The sequence below is a fragment of the Bradyrhizobium prioriisuperbiae genome (genome assembly GCF_032397745.1).
Lineage (GTDB): Bacteria > Pseudomonadota > Alphaproteobacteria > Rhizobiales > Xanthobacteraceae > Bradyrhizobium_A > Bradyrhizobium_A prioriisuperbiae.
The window spans coordinates 7,499,685-7,524,262 of sequence record NZ_CP135921.1 but is presented as its reverse complement, the minus strand read 5'-3'; the positions used below and the strand labels follow the sequence as shown (position 1 = coordinate 7,524,262).

The following is a 24,578-nucleotide window of genomic DNA, read 5'->3' as shown; positions in this document are numbered from 1 at the left end:
TCCGATGCCTGCCGCCACGGGGAGAGTCGCGGGAGCAATCGCTTGTTCAGAGCAATGCTGCATTCAGGATTTGCCGCTGTTTTTCCGGCATGATGGTTGGTATTGAGGCCCGGTTTAATTCTATTGTCATGGTGTTGGTTGCCTATCGTCGGCGGGAAGCAGTGGAGATCGGCGTGTCTGTTGTGGTGCGGATCGTGCTTGTTGTTGTCGGCGGCTATGCCGTGGCGTCCGGGCTTGTTGCGCTGATCGCCGCCGGCCTGCCGCTGGCTGCGGGGATCGCGCGCAACGAAGCGGTCGTCCTCGCCTCGATGCTCGGCTTCCTGTTCTATCTCGCGCTGTTGATCTGCGGGTTTTCGATGCAGAGGTTGCCGCGATTGTTTCTGCTCTTTGCTGCGTTGGGTGCGGGCAGTCTTGGGTTGGCGGCCCTGATCGGCCCGTATGGTCACTGAGATGGAGCCAACCTTTCGGCAGTCGATGAACTGGCTCCACACCTGGGCGGGTGTCGTGCTCGGCTCCGTGCTGTTTGCTGTGTTCTGGATGGGGACCTTGTCGGTGTTCGATAAGGAGATCGACCGCTGGATGGCTCCGACCACCAGGCTGGAGATGCCGTCGGCTGTGATCTCGCTGGATGCCCAGCGCGCGACCTATGCTGAAGCGGCCGCAGTAGGCGCCCCGACCTGGAACATCTTCATGCCCAACGACCGCCTGCCGGTGGTGCGCACCGGCTGGCGCGGGACCGCGGGCGTTGTGCTGCGTTACAACGATCCGGCGACCGGCAATCAATTGCCGGATCCGGGCACGCTGGCGGGATCGGGCTTTCTCTATCCCTTCCACTACCACCTGCATTTGTACCTGCTGAATATCGGCTTCTGGCTGGTCGGCGCGGCTGGGATGGCGATGCTGGTGCTCTGCGTTTCCGGCGTCATCATTCATCGCAAGATCTTCGTCGACTTCTTCACGTTCCGGCCGCAGCGCAATCGCCGGCGCGCGGTGCTTGATCTGCACAACTTGGCCGGTGTGCTCGGTCTGCCGTTTCATCTGGTCATCACGCTGTCGGGGCTGGTGATCTTCTTCAACCTGTACTTTCCGAGCGGCTGGATCGCGGCTTACGGTCCGACCAAGCTGCGGGTCTTCACCCAGGAAACCTATGGCGCGTTTTCGCGTCCGAAGAGCAACAAGCCGGGGCCACCGCTTGCTTCGTTCGACACCATGGCGGCTGAGGTGCATCGGCTCTGGCCGCAGGACCAGATCGCGTCGGTGACGGTGTATTATCCCGGCGATGCGGCCGCGTTCGTCCAGATCAACACCTCGACGATCGAGCAGGTGACGAGCCTGCCGAAGGCTGCGTTCTTTGACGCGGGCACCGGCGCGCTGCTGTTCCGGCAGGCCGAGCTCGCCCCGGTGATGACGACCTTCCGTTTCCTCTATGGCCTGCATGCCATCCAGTTTCACCACTGGACCCTGCGCTGGCTCTATTTTGTGCTGGGCATTGCCGGTTGCGTGCTGATCGGCACCGGCTTCCTGTTCTGGCTTGATTCGCGCCGCCAGCGTCATGCGGTGCTGGGCCTGTCCGGCGTACGAGTGGTCGAAACGCTGGCAACCGCCAGCGTCACCGGATTGATTGTCGCGACGCTCGCGTTCTTCGTGATCAATCGCCTGCTGCCGCTCGGGCTCGGCGGGCGGTCGGCTGTCGAGATCGAAACATTCTATGCGGTCTGGATCGCGAGCCTCATTCATGCCGGATTGCGGTCGGGGCGCAAAGGCTGGCGCGAACAGAGCGCGGCGATTGCCGGGCTCGCCATCCTGGCCGTGCTGCTCAACGCCGTGACCACCGGCGATTCCCTGCTGCGGACCCTCGGCCATCGTTACTTGTGGCCCGTCGCGGGAATGGATCTTTTGCTGCTGCTCGGCGCCGCCTTCGCCATTGTCGCGACCTTGAAGCTGCGCGGTGTTGTGGTGCGACCCGCGAACGTCCGGCCTGCAGGGGAGGAGCAGCGTGCGTGACCTGCTGTTCGTCACTGGCCTCTCGGCCATCGTCTATTGTGGCTTCATGTCTCTCGCGCTGAGCCAGGCCAAGCACTGGACACGGATGGTCGAGACCAGCCGCTGTCCGCCACATGTCGCGCGGCGGCTTCGCATCATGGGGTGGCTGGCATTGGCCGCCACGTTTGCGATGTCGGTGTCCCACGACGGCGCGAGCTTCGGAGTCTTGCTGTGGTCGTGTCTGATCAGCGTGGCGGCGATTGCCGTTGCCCTGACACTGGCCTCGAGGCCGGGCTGGTTTGGGATGGTGGTCGCGATTCTTCGCCGAATCGAACCCGCCCCGAGGGGCGATCTCTAATAGATCGTAAGCCGAGAATAGAATAACTCCAATCTGCTGATGCGACGTTCGGTCGCTCACGCTTTGATCAAAGTCCGCGCGTTCGCGAATCTCGCGCAGAAATCGGCATCTTGCTTCGCTCAGCAAACTTTGGAAAACATTACTGCGAAGCATTAGATCAGTTCCAAATAGTGTCTTAGATGGCTTCTAAGACCGTCAGCGATACGCATAAAAAAAGTTCGTGCTAGGGGACCCTGGGGAGCCGCGCAGTGCGGCGATTTTGGGGTTCTACGATCAATGCACGACCTTGTTTCCAGGAGAGTTCGACGCGCGGTTTTGCTCGGTGCGGCGAGCTATCTCGTTCTTTCACCTGATTTTGTTGGCGGTGTCGCGCATGCGCAGACCGCGGGCAATCTTCCCGCGGTGACGGTGGATGCGCCGAAACCCGCCGTGCGGCGAGCCGCGACAAGGTCGCGCGCCACGGCAGCCGGCCCCGTGCGCCGCCGTGCCGCGGCTCCGGCGCCGCATCAGGTCGAACCGGTTCGTTTTCTGTCACCCTCGACCGCGGCCCTCGGCGCGCCGCCGGCGCCCTATGCGGGCGGGCAGGTTGCGACGGGCGGCAGCCTCGGACTGCTCGGCAACCGCGGTGTGATGGACACACCGTTCAACCAGACCAATTACACCGCACAACTGATCCAGAACCAGCAGGCGCGCACGATTCGCGACGTGCTGATCAACGATCCCTCGGTGCGGGTGATCCAGGCCGCCGGTGGCGGTGCCGACGGCTTGTTCATCCGCGGTTTCTACTACGACAGCGGTGATTATGGATTGAACGGCCTCTACGGAATCGCGCCGTACTATTCCACGCAAGCGAACTTCGTCGACCGCGTCGAGGTGCTGAAGGGGCCGAGCGCGCTGCTGAACGGAATGACGGCGGGCGGCACCGGTGTTGCCAGCGGCGGTGCGGTTGGCGGTAGCGTCAATCTCGTCACCAAGCACGCCCCGGATTTCGACATTACCCAGCTGACTGCGACCTATGCGTCGAAATCCCAGTTCGGCCTGCAGACCGACATTGCCAGGCGTTACGGCGAGAACAAGGAGTGGGGTGTTCGGTTCAACGGCGGCTACAGCAACGGCAAAACTCCCTGGAACCAGACCGACGAATTCGGCAATGCCGTGCTGGGCCTCGATTATCGCGGCGAACGGGTTCGCGTCAGCGCAGACGTCGGATACCAATCCGATAATCTGACCCGGCCGATGCGCTTCCTGACGATTTCGCCTACGACGGTGTTCGCGATTCCGCCGGCGCCCAAGGCAGGCAGCAATTTTGAGCCGGACTGGGCCTACTACAGGCCGACCGATACGTTCACCACTGTACGCGGCGAAGTCGACGTGACGGACTGGGCGACCGTGTATGGCGCTTTCGGCTATCACGACAGCAAAATCGACTACAGCATGGTCTCGCCGACCCTGACCAATCGAAATGCCACGCTCACCCAGTTCCAATTGGGTGGTTTGCGAGGAACGCCTTTCCTGGGGCACGAAACCTTCGAGACATTCGCCGGTGAAGCTGGTGTGCGCGCCTCGGTGGATACCGGTCCGATCAATCACGCGTTGAATGTGAATTATTCGGAGAACGATCGTACCTACACTCAGGTCGTTCGAACTGCGCCTGCCGTCTCCTGGAATCTCTATTCTACGCCCAGCAGCATAAGCCCAGTTTACGGAGCCATTCCGCAGGTAAACCAGGCGACGGATGTCTCGCTATCGAGCATCGGCGTTTCTGATACGATGTCGATGTTCAACAAGCGACTTCAGGTTACCGTCGGTGTTCGGCGCCAGACGGCCGGAACCGAGGTTACCAGCTATTTGAGTACGGGGAGCAGGCCGCAGGCCGACAGCTCGGTCTGGAGCCCGGCCTATGCCGTTCTGATCAAGCCGGTCGAGAATATTTCGCTTTATGCGAACTATATCGAAGGGCTTCAGTCAGCCATTGTCGTTGGCAGTGGCTTTGCCAACGTGGGGACGATCTTTGCTCCCTATCAGACCAAGCAGGCCGAAGCTGGCGTGAAGGTCGATCTGGGCCGCTTCACGACAACCTTGAGTGTGTTCGACATCACCAAGCCAAACGTGATCACCTTGGCTGCATCGAATACGCAGCAGCTTGACGGTGAGCAGCGCAACCGCGGCGTCGAGCTCAACGTCTTTGGTGAAATCATTCCGTCAATCCGGCTGCTCGGCGGTTTGGCATGGATTGATGGCAGGCAGACGAAGACGCAAGGGGGCCTCAATGATGGTAAGTGGGCTATCGGCGTGCCGACGTTGAACGTCAATCTGGGAGCCGAGTGGGATGTTCCGTTCATCCGCGACCTGACCTTGACGGGTGCTGTGATCTACACCGCCCAGCAGTACGCGAACGAGATAAACACCCTTCAGCTGCCGTCATGGACCCGGGTGGACATCGGAGCGCGATACGCCTTCGACTCGCCATGGAACGGCAAGCCAATCGTCGTCCGCGCCAAGGTCGAGAACCTGCTGAATGAAGCCTATTGGGCGTCCGCCTACAGTGGCGTCATTACACTCGGTGCGCCGCGAACCTATCTGGTGTCGACCACGTTCAATTTCTGAGGTCGATAGTACAGCAGAACTATCGCGCTGCCGCGGAATACCGCGGCGGCGTTTTCGTGTCGTCGCGGGCTCTGATAAGACAATGTTGTTGTGTCACACATCTCGTCGGGAGGTATTCTGCGCCGCACGCATCGTTGAACAACTGTCAAATCGTGCAGGCTCCGTAGTGCATTTGAGACAAATCGTACCTTGGAGCTATTAAAAACTCGCGCATCGATATTGCTTTGACCCTCCTTTGCAACTGCCTTAGTCAGCCTCTGTGCAATTGCGTTGCAGGTGCGAAAGGGGTCGAGACATCATGATGGTTTTCGATAGAGACGACGTCACCTTCACCGTCGTGATCAACCACGAAGAACAGTATTCGATCTGGCCGACGTACAAGGACATTCCGAACGGCTGGAAAGCCGTCGGCAAGACCGGTACCAAGAAGGAGTGCCTGGAGTATGTCGAGCAGGTCTGGACCGACATGCGCCCGCTGACGTTGCGCAAGTTCATGGACGACAACGCTTCGTCATCCGCCTCATAACCTGCGGAGATCGTCTCCGATGCGGCTTTTCTGTCTGCCATATTCCGGCGGGAGTGCGATGGCCTATGCGCGATGGCGCAGGCTGTTGCCGTCATGGATCGACGTGCAGCCGGTGGAATGGCCGGGGCGCGGCGTTCGTTTGGACGAGCCGCTGCTCACCGATCCGCATCGTCTGGCGGCCATGCTCGCTGCCGAACTTCTGCCCCGCATCGATGGACCCTATGCCCTGTTCGGGCACAGCCTCGGTGCCTTGATCGCGTTCGAGCTGGCGCATGAGCTGCTCGATCGCGGCGTGCAAGCGCCGCGTCTGCTGATTGCTTCGGGCACCGAAGCGCCGGCCGTGCGCGACGGCAGCAAGTGGGAACAGCCGCTGAGCGACGAGGAGTTGATCGGGCAGTTGCGCGACCTGCAGGGCACGCCCGATGCGGCGCTGTCCAACCCCGAGATTATGCGGATGGCGCTGCCGGTGCTGCGCGCCGATTTTCTGATGTGCGGCGCGTATGGCTATCGGCCGCGCGGGCCGCTGCCGTGTCCGATCCAGGTGCTCGGCGGCAGCGATGACAAGACCAGCCGCGAGGCCCTGGAGGCCTGGCACCAGGAAACCGCCGCTGGCTTCGCGATCGATGTCGTGGAAGGGCATCATTTTTTCATCCACGCCCAGCAGGCGGACGTCCTGAAGCTGGTTGCTGCCGCGCTGGTGGAGCAGGGCGGGCGGCCGCCGCCTGCACGGATGTTTCCGGCGCAGGATTTCAGCCGGCAGGCTTGAGGCCAAGACTTCAAGCCAAGACTTCAAGCCAAGACTTCGGGCCAAGGCTTCAGGCCAAGGCTTAAGTCCAGCACGTCGGCCGTGATCGCTGGGCCCGAGTTTCGAATTCGTCAACCGAGGCATTCGCTCTCGCAGGAAAGACATCATGAGCGCTTTTTCCGTCCGTCCGCTGATCGAAGGCAAGCCATTGCCGCTCCTGCTGCAGGCCGGGGAGGCGGCAGGCCAGCCGCTGGGTGAAGCGCTGCCGCTGCTGCGCGACACCGTCGACAAGCATTTGCTGGACTGCGGTGGCGTGGTCTTCCGCGATTTCGCCCTCGACGGCCCGGACGCCTTTCGCGCCTTCGCCGCCGATTTCGGCCATCCGCTGCTCACTTATGAGTTCGGCTCGACCCCGCGGTCGCTGGTCACCAAGGGCGTGTACACTTCGACCGAATATCCGGCGCACCAGCATATCCCGCTGCATAACGAGCAGGCTTACACCCGCGACTGGCCGATGAAGATTTGGTTCTACTGCATGCAGGCGGCGCAGGAGGGCGGCGAGACCCCGATCGCCGACAGCCGCGCCATCTATCGCGACATGCCCCAGGCCATCCGCGCGCGCTTTGTCGAAAAGGGCCTGATGTATGTCCGCAACTACGGCAGCGGCCTCGATGTCGACTGGCAGCAGGTGTTCGGCACCGAATCCAGGTCCGAGGTGGAGGCGTATTGTGCCGGCCATGGCATCGACTGCGAATGGAAAGATGATGGCGAGCTGCGCACACGCCAGGTCTGCCAGGGCGCCGCAAAGCATCCGGTCACCGGTGACTGGGTCTGGTTCAACCAGGCGCATCTGTTCCACAGCTCCAACCTGGAGCCGGAGGTGCGCGAGAGCCTGCTCGACATTGTCGGCGACGAGGTCGATCTGCCGCGCAACGTGCTCTATGGCGACGGTACACCCATCGACGACGAGACGCTCGACACCGTGCGCGGCGTGCTCGAGACCCACAAGATCAGCTTCCCCTGGCAGACCGGCGACGTGGTGATGCTGGACAACATGCTCACCGCGCATGCGCGGGCGCCCTTCAAGGGGCCGCGCAAGGTGATTGTCGCCATGGCTGAGGCACACCGGCAAGCTTGATCGATATTCGTGGCAAGCGTGCGCCGGCTTTTGGCTGCGCACCGGACTGGATTGACGGACCGATGCATAACGACACTCTCGTCGAACGCCTGCGCAGCCATGCCGGATCGCGGCCGGATGCTCTTGCCCTGCGCTTTCTTGAAGGCGATGCGGTCGCCACGGAGCTGACATTCACCCAGCTCGATGCCCGGATCCGCGCCTTGGCGGCGCGGCTGCAGCAACTGGGTGGCGTCGGCGAGCGTGCCGTGATCCTGCTGCCGACCGGTGCGAACTATGTGACCGCGTTCTATGCCTGCCTGTACGCGGGCGTGATCGCCGTTCCGGCTTATCCACCTGACGGCACCGATCGTTATGCCGGCCGCCTGAACGGAATTCTGCGCGATGCCACGCCGCGTTTCATCCTGACCGAGTCCCATCAGCAGGCGGGGATCGAAGCCCTTCTGTCCGATGCGCCCGGCGTCCATGTGCTGCACCTGGATACGTTTCCATTCGTCGGTGCCGACGATTGGCAGCCTGGCTCGATCGAGGACGCCGCCGTCGCATTCCTGCAATATACGTCCGGCTCGACGTCGCAGCCCAAGGGCGTCTGCGTCACGCAGGCCAATCTGGCTGCCAATGCCGTCGCCATCGATGTCGCGCACAATTCGACACATGACGATATCTTCGTCAGCTGGCTTCCGCTCTATCACGACATGGGACTGATCGGCGGCTTGATCAGCCCGCTCTACAAGGGCATTCCATCCGTTTTGATGTCGCCGCGCAACTTCCTGGAGCGGCCGCGGCGCTGGCTCGAGGCCATCGCGCGCCATGGCGGCACCATCAGCGGCGGTCCTGATTTCGCGTTTGCATTGTGCGCGGATCGCGTCTCCGACGAAAGCCTGTCCCAGCTCGACTTGAGCCGATGGCGCGTGGCGTTTTCCGGATCGGAGTTCGTTCGCCCGCAAACCCTGGAGCGGTTTGCGGCACGGTTTGCGATGGCCGGGTTCGATCGCCGTGCCTTGACTCCCTGCTATGGCCTCGCCGAGGCCACTTTGTTTGTGGCGGGTGGCTGCCGGACCGACGGCCCGGTAAGCCTTGCGATTGAATCCGTCGCATTGACCGAAGGGCGGGTGGTTGAAGTGGCGGCGGCCGAGCCAGCTTCACAGGTCTCCGAGCTTGCATTCTGTGGCCGGCCGGCGCCCGCCCATGCCGTTCGGATCATGCGAACGGACGGCTCGGGAGAGCAGGCGCTCGATACGATCGGAGAAATCTGGGTCGCGGGTCCAAGTCTGGCTCAGGGATACTGGAACAACCCCGAAGCGACCCAGGCCGTCTTTGTGACGGATAACGGCGTGCGCTGGCTGCGCACCGGCGATCTCGGTTTTCTGCGCGATGGCCTGCTGGTCGTCACCGGGCGGCTGAAGGACCTGCTGATCGTCCGTGGCCAGAATGTCTATCCCTTCGATATCGAACAGGCCGTCGAATCCGAGGTGACATCCGTCCGCAGCGGCCGCGTCGCGGTGTTTCCGGTTCAGGTCGAAGGCCGCGAAGGCATTGGCGTGGCCGCTGAATTCAGCCGCAGCACCCTCAAGCGTTTGGCGCCGGAACAGCTTGCCGGCGAGATCAGCGATGCTGTTGTCAGACAGTGTCAGGAGCATCCCGCAGTCGTGGTGCTGCTCAATCCGCAGGGCATGCCGCTGACGACCAGCGGCAAGCGACAGCGCTCCGCCTGCAGTGCACGCTGGGCGACTGGCGAACTCGACAGCTTCATGGTGTTCGAGAACGGCCGGCCGCGTGGCGAGGCCGCACCGGAACGAACGGGCACCGCACCGGCGACGGAGCAGGAGCAGGCCATCGGCGCGATCTGGTGCGATGCGCTCGGTGTCGAACGTGTTTGGCTGGAAGACGATTTCTTCGCGCTCGGCGGCAACTCGATCGCCGCCGGCCAGGTGGCTTCGGCGATCCGTGACAGTTTCGACGTCGAACTGGAACTGCGAAGCTTCTTCGATACGCCGGTACTCGCAGCGTTTGCCGCGCACGTCGCGACGTTGATGCAGACGAAGACGACGGTGGTGCCGCAGGTTGTGCAGACGACCGGCGAGAATCGGCTGCTCTTGTCCCACGCCCAGGAGCGGCTCTGGTTTCTGTGGAACATGGATCCGGCCAGCACCGCCTATACGGTGGCCGGCGCCATCCGGCTGACGGGAGCGCTCGATCCGCAGGCGCTTGCACAAGCGGTCACTGAGATCGTGCGGCGCCATGAAGTCTTGCGGACCACGTTCCTCGCCCATGAGGGGCGGGGCATGCAGGTCATTCACGATGCGCTGCCGGCGCCGTTTGCGCAGACGGACCTTGGTCGTCATCCTGAAGCGGCGCGCGTGGCGATGGCCGCGACGCTGACTAAAGAGGAACTGGCAAAACCCTTCGACCTGGTCCAGGGACCTTTGCTGCGTGTCAATCTGCTCCGCTTCGCCGATACGGACCATGAACTGCTGCTGCTGGCGCATCACATCGTGGTCGATGGCTGGTCGTTGAACGTCCTGCTGGACGAACTCGCCGGCCTCTACCGCGGCTTTGTTCAGGGCCATGCGGTGCCATCAGCCGAACTCGCGATCCAATACGCCGATTATGCGGCCTGGCAGCGCGCGTGGCTGTCGGCGGGTGAGGGTGAGCGGCAGCTGGCCTACTGGCGCGCTCAGTTGAGTGATAGCCATCCTGTGCTGGCACTGCCGCTGGATCGGCCGCGGCCGAGGGTGCAGAGCCATCACGGTGACACACTGGAGCTGCACATCGACGCGGCCCTGGCGGCGCAACTGCGAGCGCTTGCCGGGCGTCACCAGGCCAGCGTCTTCATGCTGCTGCTCGCTGCGTATCAGACCCTGCTGTATCGCTACACCGGCCAGACCGATCTGCGGATCGGGGTGCCGGTCGCCGGTCGCCGTCATGCGCAGGTCGAGCGCTTGATCGGGTTCTTCGTCAACACCCTGGTGCTGCGCGCCGAGATTGCCGACGACATCGCATTTCCCGCCTTGCTGCGGCAGGCCAAGGACGCGGTCATCGCCGCGCTGGCGCATCAGGATCTGCCATTCGAGATGCTGGTCGACGGCCTGCAGCCCGATCGCAGCACCAGCCACAATCCGCTGTTCCAGGCCAAGTTCAACTATATGGCCGCGCCGCGCGGCTTTGCAGCCGTCGACGGCATTGCTGCAGAGACCCGCATCATCGATCTCGCCGGCTCGCACTTCGATCTGGCCCTGGACATCGTCGATGGTCCGAAGGGCATGCGGGCGACCTTCAATTACGCCACTGATCTGTTCGACGCGCCGACCATTTCGCGGATGGCGACCCAGTTCGGCGCTCTGCTGCGGCAGGTCGCCGAAGATGCAAGCCGGCAATTGTCGTCCTTCACCATCGAGGCCTCGCATCGGCAGACGGTCGCCGCTGAGACGGCGGCATTTGCATTCGACGATATCCTTGCGTTGCGCGAGGCCGCAACCACCGATCGCCCGTCCGCCATCGCCTTGCGCTGTGGCAACGAGGTGCTGACAGTCGCCGACCTCGCGCGGCAATCCAATCTTATTGCGCAACGATTGATCGCCGAGGGCGTCACGCGCGAACAACCGGTGGCGCTCTGGATCGAGCGCTCGATCACTTTTGTCGCGGCTCTGCTCGGTGTGCTGAAGGCGGGGGGCACTTATGTGCCGCTCGATCCGAAATGGCCGGTCGAGCGCGTGCAGCAGGTGCTCAGGGATGGCCGGATCGGGATCGTGCTGGCGGCCGGCGAGACGCTGCCGCAGGCCCGCACCCTGGATGGTGTGGTGCTCGACCTCGATGCGCCGGCGACGCTCGACGGCTTGCCGACGACGTCTCCCGCGGTTGCGATCCATCCGGCACAGTCCGCCTATGTGATCTACACATCCGGCTCGACCGGCAAGCCCAAGGGCGTGGCGGTGTCGCACGGCGCCCTGGCCAATTATGTGCAGGCGCTGCTGCGGCGGTTGCAGCCGGCGCCGGGGGCCAGCATGGCCATGGTGTCCACGGTGGCGGCTGATCTCGGTCACACCGTGCTGTTCGGCGCGCTCGCTTCGGGTGCAACACTGCATCTGCTGCCGCCGGACAAGGTGTTCGATGCCGATGCCTTTGCCCAGGCGATGCGGGACGGCGAGGTCGGCATCCTCAAGATTGTGCCGAGCCATCTGCGCGGCTTGCTGCAGGCCTCGCGCTCAGTCGATCTGCTGCCGCGCGATGTCCTGGTGCTGGGCGGTGAAGCCTGCGATCCAGCGCTGGTGGAGGAGGTGCGGCGGCTGCGTCCGCACTGCCGCATCATCAACCACTATGGTCCGACCGAGACCACGGTCGGTGTGCTGACCCACGAATGCGATGTGGTGGATGCGTCCCTGCAGATTCCGGTCGGCCTGCCGCTCGCCAATCTCAGCGCTTACGTGCTTGACGACGCGCTGAACGAAGTCCCGATCGGTGTCACCGGCGAGCTGTTCATCGGCGGGGCTGGCCTCGCCCGGGGATATCGCCGTGCGCCGCATCTCACGGCCGAACGTTTTGTGCCGGACCCGTTCGGAGCGCCGGGTGAGCGTCTCTATCGCACCGGCGATCTCGTCCGCTGCGACCAGGACGGTCGCCTGATATTCCTCGGCCGGGGCGACGATCAGGTCAAGCTGCGCGGCTATCGTATCGAGCTTGGCGAAGTGGGGCGTGTGCTCAAGGCGCTCGACGGCGTGGCGGATGCGATTGCTCTTGTGCGCAATGTTGCTGACGGGGAAGACCGCCAGCACCTCGTTGCCTATTGCGTGCCTGGCGCCGGCGCAGCGCTGGATGCCGAGGCAATCAAGCAGCAGCTCGCGATGGTGTTGCCGGACTACATGGTGCCGGCGCGGATCATGCTGCTGGAGCGGTTGCCGCTGACCGCAAACGGCAAGGTCGACCGCAAGGCGCTGCCGGTGCCGGACCTGGACGTTGCCGCCAAGGCTTATGCGGCGCCACAGGGCGAGGTCGAGCAGGCGATATCAGCGGTGTGGGGCGAGGTGCTGGGACGCGACCAGATCGGCCGCGACGACAATTTCTTCGAGCTCGGCGGCGATTCCATTCTCAGCCTGCAGATCATCGCGCGGTTGCGCAAGCGCGGCCTCAAGCTGACGCCGAAGCAGGTATTCGAGCGACAGACCATCGCGGGTTTGGCGGAGATCGCGGCCAAGGTCGCGCCGCCAGCCGCAAGGAAGACGGGCAAGGCGCCTTCCGATGAAGCCAAGGTGGCAGGCCCGCACACGCTGTTGCCGATTCAACTCAAATTCTTTGGCGAGGATGCAGGCGAACGGCATCACTGGAATCAGGCCGTGCTGTTGCAGCCGAAGGATCGGCTGGACTGGAACGTCCTCGGTCGGGCCCTCGAAGCGGTGGTCGCCCATCACGATGCGCTGCGGCTGCGCTTTGCCGAAACCAATGGCGTGTGGAGTGCCGAGCACGGCGCTGCGCCAGTGGCCTCGGAGCTACTGTGGGTCCGCGACAGAATCAAGGCCGCCACCGAGGTCACTGCGGTCGCCTCATCAGCGCAGGCCAGCCTGTCGCTGTCGTTGGGCCCGCTGCTGCGGGCCGTGGGGATGGATCTCATTGACGGGAGCCAGCGGCTCTTGGTCGCGATCCACCATCTGGTGGTGGACGGCGTGTCGTGGCGTGTGCTGCTGGAGGATGTCGCAGCGGCCTATGGCCAGTTGGTTTCCGGCGCGACGGTCACGCTTCCGCCCAAGAGCCAGCCGTATGCCTCATGGGGGGCACGGCTTCAGGTCTATGCCGGGACGGATGAGCTGGCCGCGCAGCTGCCGTATTGGCAGGCGCGACGCAGCGAAACGAGGTTGCCCTGCGACGATGACCACGGTGGCATCGATCGTGTTGCTGATACCGAAGAGGTGTCGCTGGTCGTCGACGCCGCGCTGACATCGCGGCTGCTGAAGGACGCGCCGTCGGCCTATCGAACCCAGGTCAACGATCTGCTGCTGGCGGCGTTGGCGCGATCGCTGCGGCAGTGGTCCGGACTCGACGAGGTGCTGGTCGAGCTCGAGGGCCATGGCCGCGAGGATGTGTTCGCGGGCGCGGAGGTTTCCCGCACGGTCGGCTGGTTCACCACGCTGTTCCCGGTGCGGCTCAAGGGCGGCGCGCTGGACGACGCGGCGCTGATCAAGACGGTGAAGGAAGAGTTGCGCGGCGTTCCCGGCCGTGGGCTCGGTTACGGTGTGCTGCGGTATCTTGGCAGCGACACGCAGCGTCAGGCGCTGTCGGCGATCGACGATCCCCGCATCGTGTTCAATTATCTGGGCCAGTTCGACAGCAGCCTCGGTGAGGGGGCGGCGTTTGCCGTGGCGCGCGAGAGCGCAGGTCCGATGCGCAGCGCAGCTGCGCCGCTCGGACGCTGGCTCAGCATCAACGGCCAGGTGCGGGACGGGCGGCTGCAGCTGTCGTTCGGTTATGGCCGCAAGCGCTACCAGCGCGCGACCATCGAACGGTTGGCGGAGGCTTATGGTTCGGCGCTGCGCCAACTGGTGGCGCACTGCACCGGCGGCGCGTCCGGCGTGACGCCTTCGGACGTGGCGCTGTCGGGCCTGAACCAGAGCGAGCTCGATTCGCTCCAACTGGACTGGCGCACTATCGAGGACGTGTACCCGCTGTCGCCGATGCAGCAGGGCATGTTGTTCCACGCCCTGCGTGACGCCGAGAGCGGCGTTTATGTCAATCAGGTCGCGCTGGAGATCCGTGGGCTCGATGCGTCGAAGCTGCGGATCGCCTGGCAGGCGGTGAGCAGCCGCCATGCGGTGTTGCGAACCGGCTTTGTCTGGCAAGGACTGTCGGGCACGGCGCAGCAGGTGGTCCATCGCCAGGTCGAAGTGCCGTTCACCGAGGAGGATTGGCGCGAGCGGGCGGCGACGCTTGATCGCCCTGAGCTGGATGCGGCACTTGCGGAGGCCTCGCGTGCGGAACGGGCACAAGGCTTCGACCTGTCGCAACCACCGCTGCAGCGTGTGCGATTGATCCACTTGGGCGATAACAACCACTGGCTGATCTGGACCTATCATCACGTTCTGCTGGACGGCTGGAGCTCGGCGCGATTGGTCGCGGAGGTGCTGCAGCATGAGGGCGGCGAAACGCTGCCGGCGGTGCAGGGACGTTATCGCGATTACATCGGCTGGCTCGAGGCGCGCGACCGTGATGCGTCAGCGAAGTTCTGGCGCGACGCATTGGCCGCACTCGAGCAGCCGAGCTTGTTGGCCGATGCGCTGGAGAGACCGGCTGATGGCCAACGTAGCGGTCATGGATCACTCCCACTTTTGCTGGATACCGACCTGACTGGACGGCTGCAGGCGTTCGCCAAGCGCGAGCGAGTGACGCTGAACACGCTGGTGCAGGGCGCTTGGGCCCAGTTGTTGCGGCGTTACACCGGGCAGCATGCCGTGAGTTTCGGCGCCACGGTGTCCGGTCGTCCGGAGGAGTTGACCGGTTCCGAGGAAATGGTGGGGCTGTTTATCAACACCTTGCCGGTGGTGGACTCCGCCAGCTCGCAGACCAAAGTCGGCGCCTGGCTGCGGACGCTGCAGGAGCAGAACCTGGCACTGCGTGAGTTTGGCTGGACTCCGCTTTATGAAATCCAGCGTCTCGCCGGCCGGTCCGGACGCGCGCTGTTCGACAGCATCCTGGTGTTCGAGAACTATCCCATCGACCAGGCCCTGCGCGGCAAGGACGGCGAGACGCCGCGCTTTGGCCGGGTGGAGCATATCTCCACCACCAACTATCCCATGACGGTGGCGGTGTTTGCCGCAGCCGATACGATCAATCTCGGCTTCCGCTTCGATCGCAGCCGATTCGATGATGGCCAGGTGGAGGATCTGCGACGCAGCTTCCAACATTTCTTGGAGCGCATGATCGACAACGCCGAGCAGGCGCTCGGCGATCTCGGTGCTCTGGAGGATGCGAGCCAGGTGCTGGCGTGGAGCGGCGCTGTGGACCGGCTGCCATCGTCGGCGTTCGTGTTCCGCGACGGGATCGTGGCACAGATCGAGGTCCGGGCGGTGCAGGCGCCATCGGTGACTGCGCTGGTGTTTGGCGACCGGAGCCTCAGCTACGGAGAACTGAATGCACGGGCCAACCGGCTGGCGCGGCGGCTGCGTGCCCATGGCATCGGGCCGGATCGTCTGGTCGGCCTGGCGCTGGAGCGCAGTTTCGAGTTGATCGTGGCCGTGGTGGCGGTGCTGAAAGCCGGCGGCGCCTATCTGCCGCTCGACCCGGACTATCCGGCGGAGCGTCTCGCACACATGCTGCGCGACAGCGGTACTTCGCTCGTTCTCACGCACGGCCATGTGGAAGATCGGCTGACCCAGGTGCTGGCGGAGACGAGTGTCGAAGCCTGGATGCTCGATGATCGGCAACAAGACGAAGGCACCGACGGCAGCAATCTCGATCTGTCGATCCATCCCGACAGTCTGGCCTACGTGATCTATACCTCCGGCTCCACCGGTATCCCCAAGGGGGTCGGCTGCAGCCACGGCGCGCTGGCGGGACGGCTCGGCTGGATGCAGGCCGAATATGGCCTCAAAGCCAGCGAGACACTGCTGCAGAAGACACCGGTTTCATTCGACGTCTCGGTGTGGGAGCTGTTCTGGCCGCTTGCGGCCGGCGCACGGCTGGCGATCGCCGCGCCCGGCGCGCATCGTGAACCCCGGCAACTGGTCGAGGCGATCCGCAAGCACAGTGTGAGCACGCTGCACTTCGTGCCGCAGATGCTGGAGCAGTTTGTTGCCGAGCCAGAAGCGCGTGATTGCGTTAGCCTGTCGCGTTTGTTCTCGGGCGGCGAGGCGCTGTCCACGGCGTTGCAGGCGCGGGTGCTGGCGGCGTTCCCGAAAGTGCGGTTCGACAATCGCTACGGTCCGACCGAAGCGACTATCAACGCGACTTATTGGACTTGCCGCGACGATGGCCGTCGCGTGCCGATCGGCCCGCCGATCCCGGGCACGGTGACACGAATCCTCGACGCCGATCTGAACCCGCTGCCGGCCGGTGTCGCCGGCGAGTTGTATCTCGGTGGCGTCGGGCTTGCGCGCGGCTACCAGGGCCGGGCCGGACTGACGGCGGAGCGTTTCATTCCTGATCCGTTCGGCGGGTCGGGAGACCGGCTCTATCGCACCGGCGATCTGGCACGCTGGCGCGCGGACGGGGCGATCGAATATGTCGGTCGGTCAGACCATCAGGTCAAGATCCGCGGCTTCCGCATCGAGCTCGGCGAGATCGAGGCGCGGCTGTTGCAGCAGGCCGGCGTGCGGACCGCTGTGGTGGTTGCGCGCGAAACCGGCGCGAACCGGCAACTGGTCGGTTATGTCAGCGGCGAGGATGGGCTTGACGGCGCGCAACTGCGCACGGCGCTTTCCCCTGTCTTGCCGGACTACATGGTGCCGGCACGGATCGTGGTGCTTGAGCGGTTGCCGCTGATGCCGAACGGCAAGGTGGATCGTCGCGCGTTGCCGGAGCCGGAGGCCGTTGCCGCAGGTAGCGAACACGTCGCACCGCGCACGCCGGTCGAGAGCAGTCTTGCGGCGATCTGGGCGCAACTGCTGGGACAGGAGGCTGTCAGCGTCACCGACAACTTCTTCGAGCTCGGCGGCGACTCCATCACGGCCATCCGCTTGGTGGCGCATGTGCGTGAACAGCTCAAGTCGACGATTTCGCTGCGCGAGGTGTTCGAGAGCGGGTCGATCGAACGGCTGGCCCGCCGGATCGAAGGCGACAATGGCGGCGCATCCGAGGCCGCCGATGTCGACAAGATCGATGCGCTGCTGTCCTCGCTGGAGGCGGCTGCGGAATGACACCCGAGCAGACATCGCGGCTGTCGCGACGCTTCATCGAGCTGCCCGCCGACAAGCGGCGCAGCTTCCTGGAGCAGGCGCGCGCGTCGGGCCTTGATCTCTCGCTGCTGCCGATCCCGCCTGACATCGCGCCGGCTGGCCGCAGCGCCGCGTCCCATGCGCAGCGTCGGATGTGGTTTCTCTGGAAGCTGGAGCCGGACAGCGCCGCCTATCATATCTCCGGGGCCGCGCGCCTGCGCGGCCAACTGGACGTGACGGCACTTGCGCAGGCGTTCGACCGGCTGCTTGCCCGCCACGAGGGGCTGCGGACCACTTTCGTTCAGGACGATGACCGTGTGTTGCAGCAGGTGGCAGCGGTTGCTTCGCTGTCGATCGCCGAGAGCGACCTCGGTGATCTCGATGCGCAGGCGCGCGAAGCCGCGATCGAGCCGTTGTCGATCGCGGAGGCCTCCGCGCCGTTCGACCTGGAGCACGGTCCGCTGCTGCGGGTTCATCTGATCCGGCTTGCCCCGGACGACCACCTGTTGCGGCTGACCATCCATCACATCGTGTTCGACGGCTGGTCGATGCCGCTGCTGCTCGATGAGCTGATCGGGCTTTACGACGCGCTGAGCCTCGGACGCGCACCTCAGCCAAAGGACAGCGGTGTTCGTTACGCCGACTATGCCGCCTGGCAGAATGCCTGGCTCGAGGCTGGCGAGGGCGAGCGTCAGCTTGCCTACTGGTCGGACAAACTGGGTGGGAGCGAGCAGGAGCTTGCGCTCCCCGCCGACCGGCCGCCGCCGGATCAGCCAAGCCACCGCGGCGCGGCGATCGCGTTTTCACTCGATGCGGCCACGACGGCGCGCCTGAAGGCCTTGGGCGTTGCCAGCCGCACCACGATTTACACGGTGGTGGCCGCGGCGTTTGCGCTGTTTCTCTATCGGCTGACAGGACGGCCGGATCCGCACATCGGCATGCCCGCGGCCGGCCGTGGCCGTTCCGAACTGCAGCGCGTGATTGGCTTGTTCGTCAACATGCAGGTGCTGCGCACGCCGCTGATGCCGGATTTCAGTTTCCGTCGCTGTGTGGCCGAAATGCACGAGACGGTGATGGGTGCGCAGGCGCACCAGGATCTGCCGTTCGACTGGCTGGTGCGGGCCCTGCGTGCCGAGCGGACCGTCACCCACAACCCGCTGTTCCAGGTCAGCTACAGCCACGAGCCGGCGCTCAGCGGCCGCAGGAGCACGGGCGCGCTCGACTGGCAGTTCGTCGAGCCGGACAGCCGCGCCTGCCGGTTCGACTTGGAGCTCACCACGACGGAGGGGGTCGATGGCGCGCTGCACGGCAGCCTGCGCTACGCCATCGATCTGTTCGATGCCTCGACGATTGAAGCGTGGAGCGAAGCATTCCGCGACCTGCTGACGCTGGTGGCCGATGCGCCAGACCGCTCGGTCGGCACGATCGATCTCCTGAGCACGAGCGAGCGCTCCCGACTGCTGGGCCTCGCGACCAATCCGGATGCCCGGGGTTTTTCGGAAACGGTGCTCGCGCAGATCGAGGCGCGGGCGAAGCAGGCGCCGTCGGCGGCTGCGGTGATCCTTGGCGATGATGTCGTCAGCTACGGCGAGTTGAACGCACGCGCCAACCGATTGGCGCGGCGGCTGCGCGCCCACGGCATCGGCCCGGATCGTCTGGTCGGTCTGGCGCTGGAGCGCGGCGCCGAGATGATCGTGGCGTTGCTGGCCGTGCTGAAAGCCGGCGGAGCCTATCTGCCGCTCGATCCGGATTATCCGGTGGACCGTCTCGGCCATATGTTGCGCGACAGCGGCGCCACGCTGGTGCTGATGCACGGCGCGCTGGCGGACCGTCTTGCGCCTGTTCTGGCGGAAGCCGGCGTCACGGCGTGGTCCATCGATGACGAGCCATCGAGCGAAGGGATCGACAACCGCAATCTCGATCTGCCGATTATCAGCGAAAGTCTGGCCTATGTGATCTACACCTCCGGCTCGACCGGCCTGCCCAAAGGCGTGGCGGTGGCGCACGGGCCACTGGCGATGCACTGCGCGGCCATCGCTCGTCTCTACGGCATGACCGCGAGCGATCGCGAGCTGCAATTCGCATCGATCAATTTCGACATTGCGCACGAGCGCTGGCTGGTGCCGTTGACCACCGGCGGCGCGCTGGTATTGACGCGCGGGCGGGACCTGCCGATCGATGACCTGATCGCGGAAGTCGAGGCGCGCGCCGTCTCGGTGCTGTTCCTGCCGCCGGCCTATGCCAACCAGCTGAGCGGCACGCTGCAGCGGCGCGGTCATCAGCTCAAGCTGCGCGCCTGTATCGTCGGTGGCGAGGCCTGGTCGGACAGCGGGATCGCGGCGCTGCGCGCCGTCACCGACATCGATCTGCTGGTCAATGCCTACGGACCGACGGAGACGGTGATTGCGCCGATGGCCTGGCCGGTCGACGATGCAATGTTGACCCCCGGAGCCTATGCACCGATCGGTCGCCCCGTCGGGGCGCGCTCCGCCTACATTTTGGACAACGATTTGAATCTCGTGCCCGCGGGTGTGACCGGCGAGCTCTACATCGGCGGTGAAGGTCTCGCTCGGGGCTACTGGGGTCGTGCCGGGCTGACGGCCGAACGATTCATTCCTGATCCATTCGGCAATCCCGGCGAACGACTCTATCGCACCGGCGATCTGGCGCGATGGCGTGCCGATGGCCTGGTCGAGTATGTCGGGCGCAGCGACCACCAGGTGAAGATCCGCGGCTTCCGCATCGAGCTCGGCGAGATCGAGGCACGGCTGTTGTTGCAGGCCGGTGTGCGCGCCGCTGTGGTGGTGGCGCGTGACACCGGTACCGGTCGACAATTGGTCGGCTATGTCAGCGGCGATGCGGGGCTCGATGGTGCGCAGCTGCGCGCGACGCTGTCGGCCCTGCTGCCGGACTACATGGTGCCGGCGCGGATCATGGTGCTGGACCAGTTGCCTCTGACCCCGAATGGCAAGGTGGACCGCAAAGCTTTGCCGGAGCCGGAGGCGATTGCAGCCGCAACCGATCACGTCGCGCCGCGCAACCCCGTCGAAGCCAAACTTGCGGCGATCTGGGCGGAGCTTTTGGGCCAGCAGGCCGTCAGCGTCACCGACAATTTCTTCGAACTCGGCGGCGACTCCATTGTCTCGCTGCAGATGGTCAGCCGGGCGCGGCAGGTCGGCCTCATCATCGAGCCGCGGGATGTGTTCCGGCATCAGACGCTGGAAGCCCTGGCACTGATTGCGCGAACCGACGAGAGCGTGCACGAAGGGCCGGTCGCGGAGCAGGGCCCTGTCGAAGGCTCGCATCCGCTGTTGCCGATCCAGTTGCGGTTCTTTGGCGAGGACGCCGGAGAGCGGCATCACTGGAATCAGGCCGTGCTGCTGGAGCCGCGAACGCGGCTGGACTGGGCTATGCTGGGCCGGGCACTTGAAGCGGTGGTCGATCATCACGATGCACTGCGGCTGCGGTTCACCGAGACGAACGGAGCTTGGAGCGCCGAATACCGGGCCGCGCCGGCGGTGTCCGAACTGCTGTGGCTGCGCGAGAGGATCACGGACGCGACCGAGGTGACTGCGGTCGCCTCATTGGCCCAGGCAAGCCTGTCGTTGTCAGGCCCGCTGCTGCGGGCGGTCGGGATGGATCTGGTCGACGGCAGCCAGCGGCTGCTGGTGGTGATCCATCATCTTGTCATCGATGGCGTGTCGTGGCGGGTGTTGCTGGAGGACGTGGCGGCGGCGTACGGCCAATTGGCATCCGGTGCGACGGCCGTCGCGCTTCCGCCAAAGAGCCAGTCGTTCGCCTCGTGGGGCGCACGGCTGCAGACTTTTGCCACAACGGAGGAGCTGGCCGCGGAGCTGCCATACTGGCAGGAGCGGCGCAGTAACATTCAGCTGTCTTGTGACGGCGACCACGATGGTGTCGATCGCGTGGCTGATGCCGACGAGGTGTCGCTGGTCATCGATGCCGCGTTGACGTCCCGGCTGCTGAAGGACACGCCGTCGGCGTATCGGACCCAGGTCAATGACCTCTTGCTCGCGGCGCTGGCGCGATCCCTGCGGCAGTGGGCCGGTCTCGATGAGCTGCCCATCGAGTTGGAAGGCCATGGCCGCGAGGATGTGTTCGCGGGTGCGGAGATCGCACGCACGGTCGGCTGGTTCACCACTGCATTCCCGGTGAAGCTTTCGGGCGGCGCCCTGGACGATGCCGAATTGATCAAGACGGTCAAGGAAGAGCTGCGGAGCATTCCCGGCCGCGGCCTTGGCTATGGTGTGCTGCGCTATCTCGGCAGTGACGAACAGCGCGCGGCGCTTGCTGCGATCGATGATCCCCGGATCGTCTTCAATTATCTGGGCCAGCTCGACGCCGGCGTCGGCGAGGGCTCGCCGTTTGCCATGGCACGCGAGAGTGCGGGGCCGATGCGCAGTGCCAGCGCGCCCCTTGGCCGCTGGCTGAGCATCAACGGCCAGGTGCGGGACGGCCAGCTGCGGCTGTCGTTCGGCTATGGCCGCAAGCGTTATCGGCGCGCGACCATCGAGCGTCTGGCGGAGGCCTATGCGACGGCGCTGCGGCAGCTGGTCGATCACTGCACCGGTGGCGTCGCTGGCGTGACGCCCTCCGATGTGGCGCTGTCGGAATTGACCCAGAGCGAACTCGATGCGCTGCAGCTCGACTGGCGCAATGTCGAGGACATCTATCCGTTGTCACCGATGCAGCAGGGCCTGTTGTTCCACGCCTTGCGCGACGCCGAGAGCGGCGTCTATGTCAACCAGGTGGCCGTCGAGGTGCGCGGGCTCGATCCGGCGCGGCTGCGCGTAGCCTGGCAGGCCGTCAGTGCGCGCCATGCGGTGCTGCGAACCGGCTTTGTCTGGCAGGGACTGTCGGGTGCCGCGCAGCAGGTGGTGTATCGCCAGGTCGAGGTGCCATTCGCTGAAGAGGACTGGCGAGAGCGGGCCGTAGGTCTCGATCGTGCCGCACTGGACGCAACGCTGGCGAACGCCTCGCAGGCGGAGCGGGCGTTGGGTTTTGACCTGTCGCACCCGCCGATGCAGCGGGTGCGGATGATCCGCCTGACGGATGATAGCCACTGGCTGATCTGGACCCACCATCACATTCTCCTCGACGGCTGGAGCTCGGCACGGCTGATCGCCGAAGTGTTGCAGCACGAGGGCGGTGGTGCGCTGCCGGCAGTGCAGGGGCATTATCGCGATTACATCGGCTGGCTGCGTCAGCGCGATCCCGACGCGTCGGCGACGTTCTGGCGCCACTCATTGGCCAGACTGGACGAACCGAGCTTTCTGGCCGATGCGCTGGGTGCGCCGGCCGGCGACCAGAATACAGGCCATGGATCACTGCCCCTGTCACTCGATGCGGAGCTGACGGATCGGCTGCAGAGCTTTGCCAGACGCGAGCGGGTGACTCTGAATACGCTGGTGCAGGGCGCATGGGCACAACTGCTGCGGCGCTACACCGGGCAGAACACCATCAGCTTCGGCGCTACGGTGTCGGGCCGGCCGGCGGATCTGGCAGGCTCCGAGGAAATGATCGGGCTGTTCATCAACACCCTGCCGGTGGTCGATGACGCAAACCCGCAGACCCGGGTTGGGGACTGGCTGCGTGGCCTGCAGGAGCAGAATCTCGCTTTGCGCGAGCACGGCTGGACGCCGCTTTACGAAATCCAGCGGCTGGCCGGGCGGCCGGGACGGCCGCTGTTCGACAGCATCCTGGTGTTCGAGAATTATCCCGTCGACCAGGCGTTGCGGGACAAGAGTCAGCGTGTCTCGGTCGGCGACAGCAAGATCGTCGAGACCAGCAACTATCCGCTGTTCGTGATGGTGGCGCTGGGTGACCGCTTGCGGCTGGTGTTCAACTATCAGCTCCAGCATTTCGACAAGACACAGATCGAGCGTCTGCAGAGTGCGCTGATACGGCTGCTGGATCAGCTGAGCCGCGATGCGGAGCAGCCGCTGGGTGTGATCGCCGCGCAGGATTCCTCGGATCGGACGCTGCTGTCGGCGGCCAACGCGACGACGGAATTCCGACCACATGCAAGCCTCGTCGCGCAGATCGAAGCACAGGCAGCGTTGCATCTGGATGCGGTGGCGCTGGTGTTCGGCGACGATCGTATCAGCTATGGCGAGCTGAACGCCCGGGCCAACCGGCTGGCGCGGCGGCTGCAGGCGCATGGCATCGGGCCGGACCGGCTGGTGGGCTTGGCGCTGGGGCGCAATCCCTCGATGATGGTGGCGCTGCTTGCGGTGCTGAAGGCGGGCGGCGCCTATCTGCCGCTCGATCCGGACTATCCGGCGGAACGTCTCGCCCACATGCTGCGTGACAGCGGTGCGACGCTGGTGCTGACCCAGCGCAGCCTCGCGGACCTGATGGCCCCAGTGCTGGCTGGAGCCGAGGTCGAGGCATGGATGCTCGACGAACAGCAAAGCAGTGAGATCGATAGCGGCAACCTGAGCCTCCCGATCCATCCCGAGAGCCTGGCTTATGTGATCTACACCTCGGGCTCGACGGGATTGCCCAAGGGCGTGATGGTGCGCCACGACGCGGTGACCAATTTCGTGGCCACCATGGCGGGGCAGCCGGGGATCGATGCACGGGATGGTGTGCTCGGCCTGACCTCGCTGTCCTTCGACATCGCGGTACTGGAACTGTGGCTGCCGCTGGCCGTCGGCGCGCGCATCGTGCTGGTCGACCGCGCCACCGCCCATGATCCCGCCAGGCTGAAGGCCATCGCGGCCGACGAAGCCGTCACCGTGATCCAGGCGACACCATCGACCTGGCGCATGCTGACCGACCATGAGGGAACGTCGCTGCCTTCCACCTGCCGGGTGCTGTGTGGCGGCGAGGCACTGGCCCCGGATCTGGCGCGGCGGCTGGTGGCGCAGGCCGGTGAGGTCTGGAACGTGTACGGCCCGACCGAGACCACGGTGTGGTCGGCGCGCCACCTGCTCGATCCACGCGACGACCGTCCACGGCTGGGTGGCCCGATTGGCAACACCACACTGCACATCCTTGACGGTGATCTTAATGCAGCGCCGGTCGGTGTGGCCGGCGAACTCTATATCGGCGGCGAGGGGTTGGCGCGTGGCTACTGGCGGCGCGGGGCGCTGACGGCGGAGCGGTTCATCCCGGATCCGTTCGCAACCAAACCCGGCGAGCGGCTGTATCGTACGGGAGACCTGGCACGCTGGTGCGCCGATGGCGTCATGGAATATGTCGGCCGCGCCGATCACCAGGTGAAGATCCGCGGCTTCCGCATCGAGCTTGGCGAAATCGAGACCCGGCTGCGTGCCCAGCCCGGTGTGCGTGACGCGGTGGTGATCGCACGCGAGGCAGGTGCGGGGCGGCAGCTCGTGGGC

9 protein-coding genes (1 of these 9 only partly in view) are annotated in these 24,578 nt (G+C 64.9%); all 9 read left to right on the top strand.

The window, feature by feature from the left end:
• Positions 1 to 89 precede the first annotated feature (89 nt).
• The gene (locus RS897_RS34975; protein ID WP_315833227.1) at positions 90 to 449 is read left to right on the top strand and encodes a hypothetical protein; all 360 of its coding nucleotides are present in this window, start codon (positions 90 to 92) and stop codon (positions 447 to 449) included.
• A 1-nt stretch (position 450) separates the two neighbouring features.
• Positions 451 to 2,004 carry a PepSY-associated TM helix domain-containing protein gene (locus RS897_RS34970; RefSeq protein ID WP_315833226.1) on the top strand — a complete coding sequence of 518 codons (1,554 nt, stop codon included), beginning with the start codon at positions 451 to 453 and terminating at the stop codon, positions 2,002 to 2,004.
• Positions 1,997 to 2,341 carry a DUF3325 domain-containing protein gene (locus RS897_RS34965; RefSeq protein WP_315833225.1) on the top strand — a complete coding sequence of 115 codons (345 nt, stop codon included), beginning with the start codon at positions 1,997 to 1,999 and terminating at the stop codon, positions 2,339 to 2,341. Before RS897_RS34970 ends, RS897_RS34965 begins: the two co-directional genes overlap by 8 nt.
• Positions 2,342 to 2,617: 276 nt before the next feature.
• Positions 2,618 to 4,948, top strand: a complete 2,331-nt coding sequence (locus RS897_RS34960) for a TonB-dependent receptor (RefSeq protein WP_315833224.1) — start codon at positions 2,618 to 2,620, stop codon at positions 4,946 to 4,948.
• Positions 4,949 to 5,246: 298 nt separating this feature from the next.
• Positions 5,247 to 5,474 carry an MbtH family protein gene (locus RS897_RS34955; RefSeq protein WP_315833223.1) on the top strand — a complete coding sequence of 76 codons (228 nt, stop codon included), beginning with the start codon at positions 5,247 to 5,249 and terminating at the stop codon, positions 5,472 to 5,474.
• Between the two features lie 19 nt (positions 5,475 to 5,493).
• Positions 5,494 to 6,240, top strand: a complete 747-nt coding sequence (locus RS897_RS34950; protein WP_315833222.1) for a thioesterase II family protein — start codon at positions 5,494 to 5,496, stop codon at positions 6,238 to 6,240.
• Between the two features lie 145 nt (positions 6,241 to 6,385).
• Positions 6,386 to 7,357, top strand: a complete 972-nt coding sequence (locus RS897_RS34945) for a TauD/TfdA family dioxygenase (RefSeq protein ID WP_315833221.1) — start codon at positions 6,386 to 6,388, stop codon at positions 7,355 to 7,357.
• Between the two features lie 62 nt (positions 7,358 to 7,419).
• A complete protein-coding gene (locus RS897_RS34940) occupies positions 7,420 to 17,193 on the top strand; it encodes a non-ribosomal peptide synthetase (protein WP_315833220.1) in 9,774 nt (3,257 codons plus the stop codon).
• Positions 17,190 to 24,578, top strand: the 5' portion of a protein-coding gene (locus RS897_RS34935; protein ID WP_315833219.1) for a non-ribosomal peptide synthetase. Its footprint extends 498 nt past the window's final position; only the first 7,389 of its 7,887 coding nucleotides appear in the window; it begins with the start codon at positions 17,190 to 17,192; the stop codon falls past the right edge of the window. The genes RS897_RS34940 and RS897_RS34935 overlap by 4 nt, the downstream gene beginning before the upstream one ends.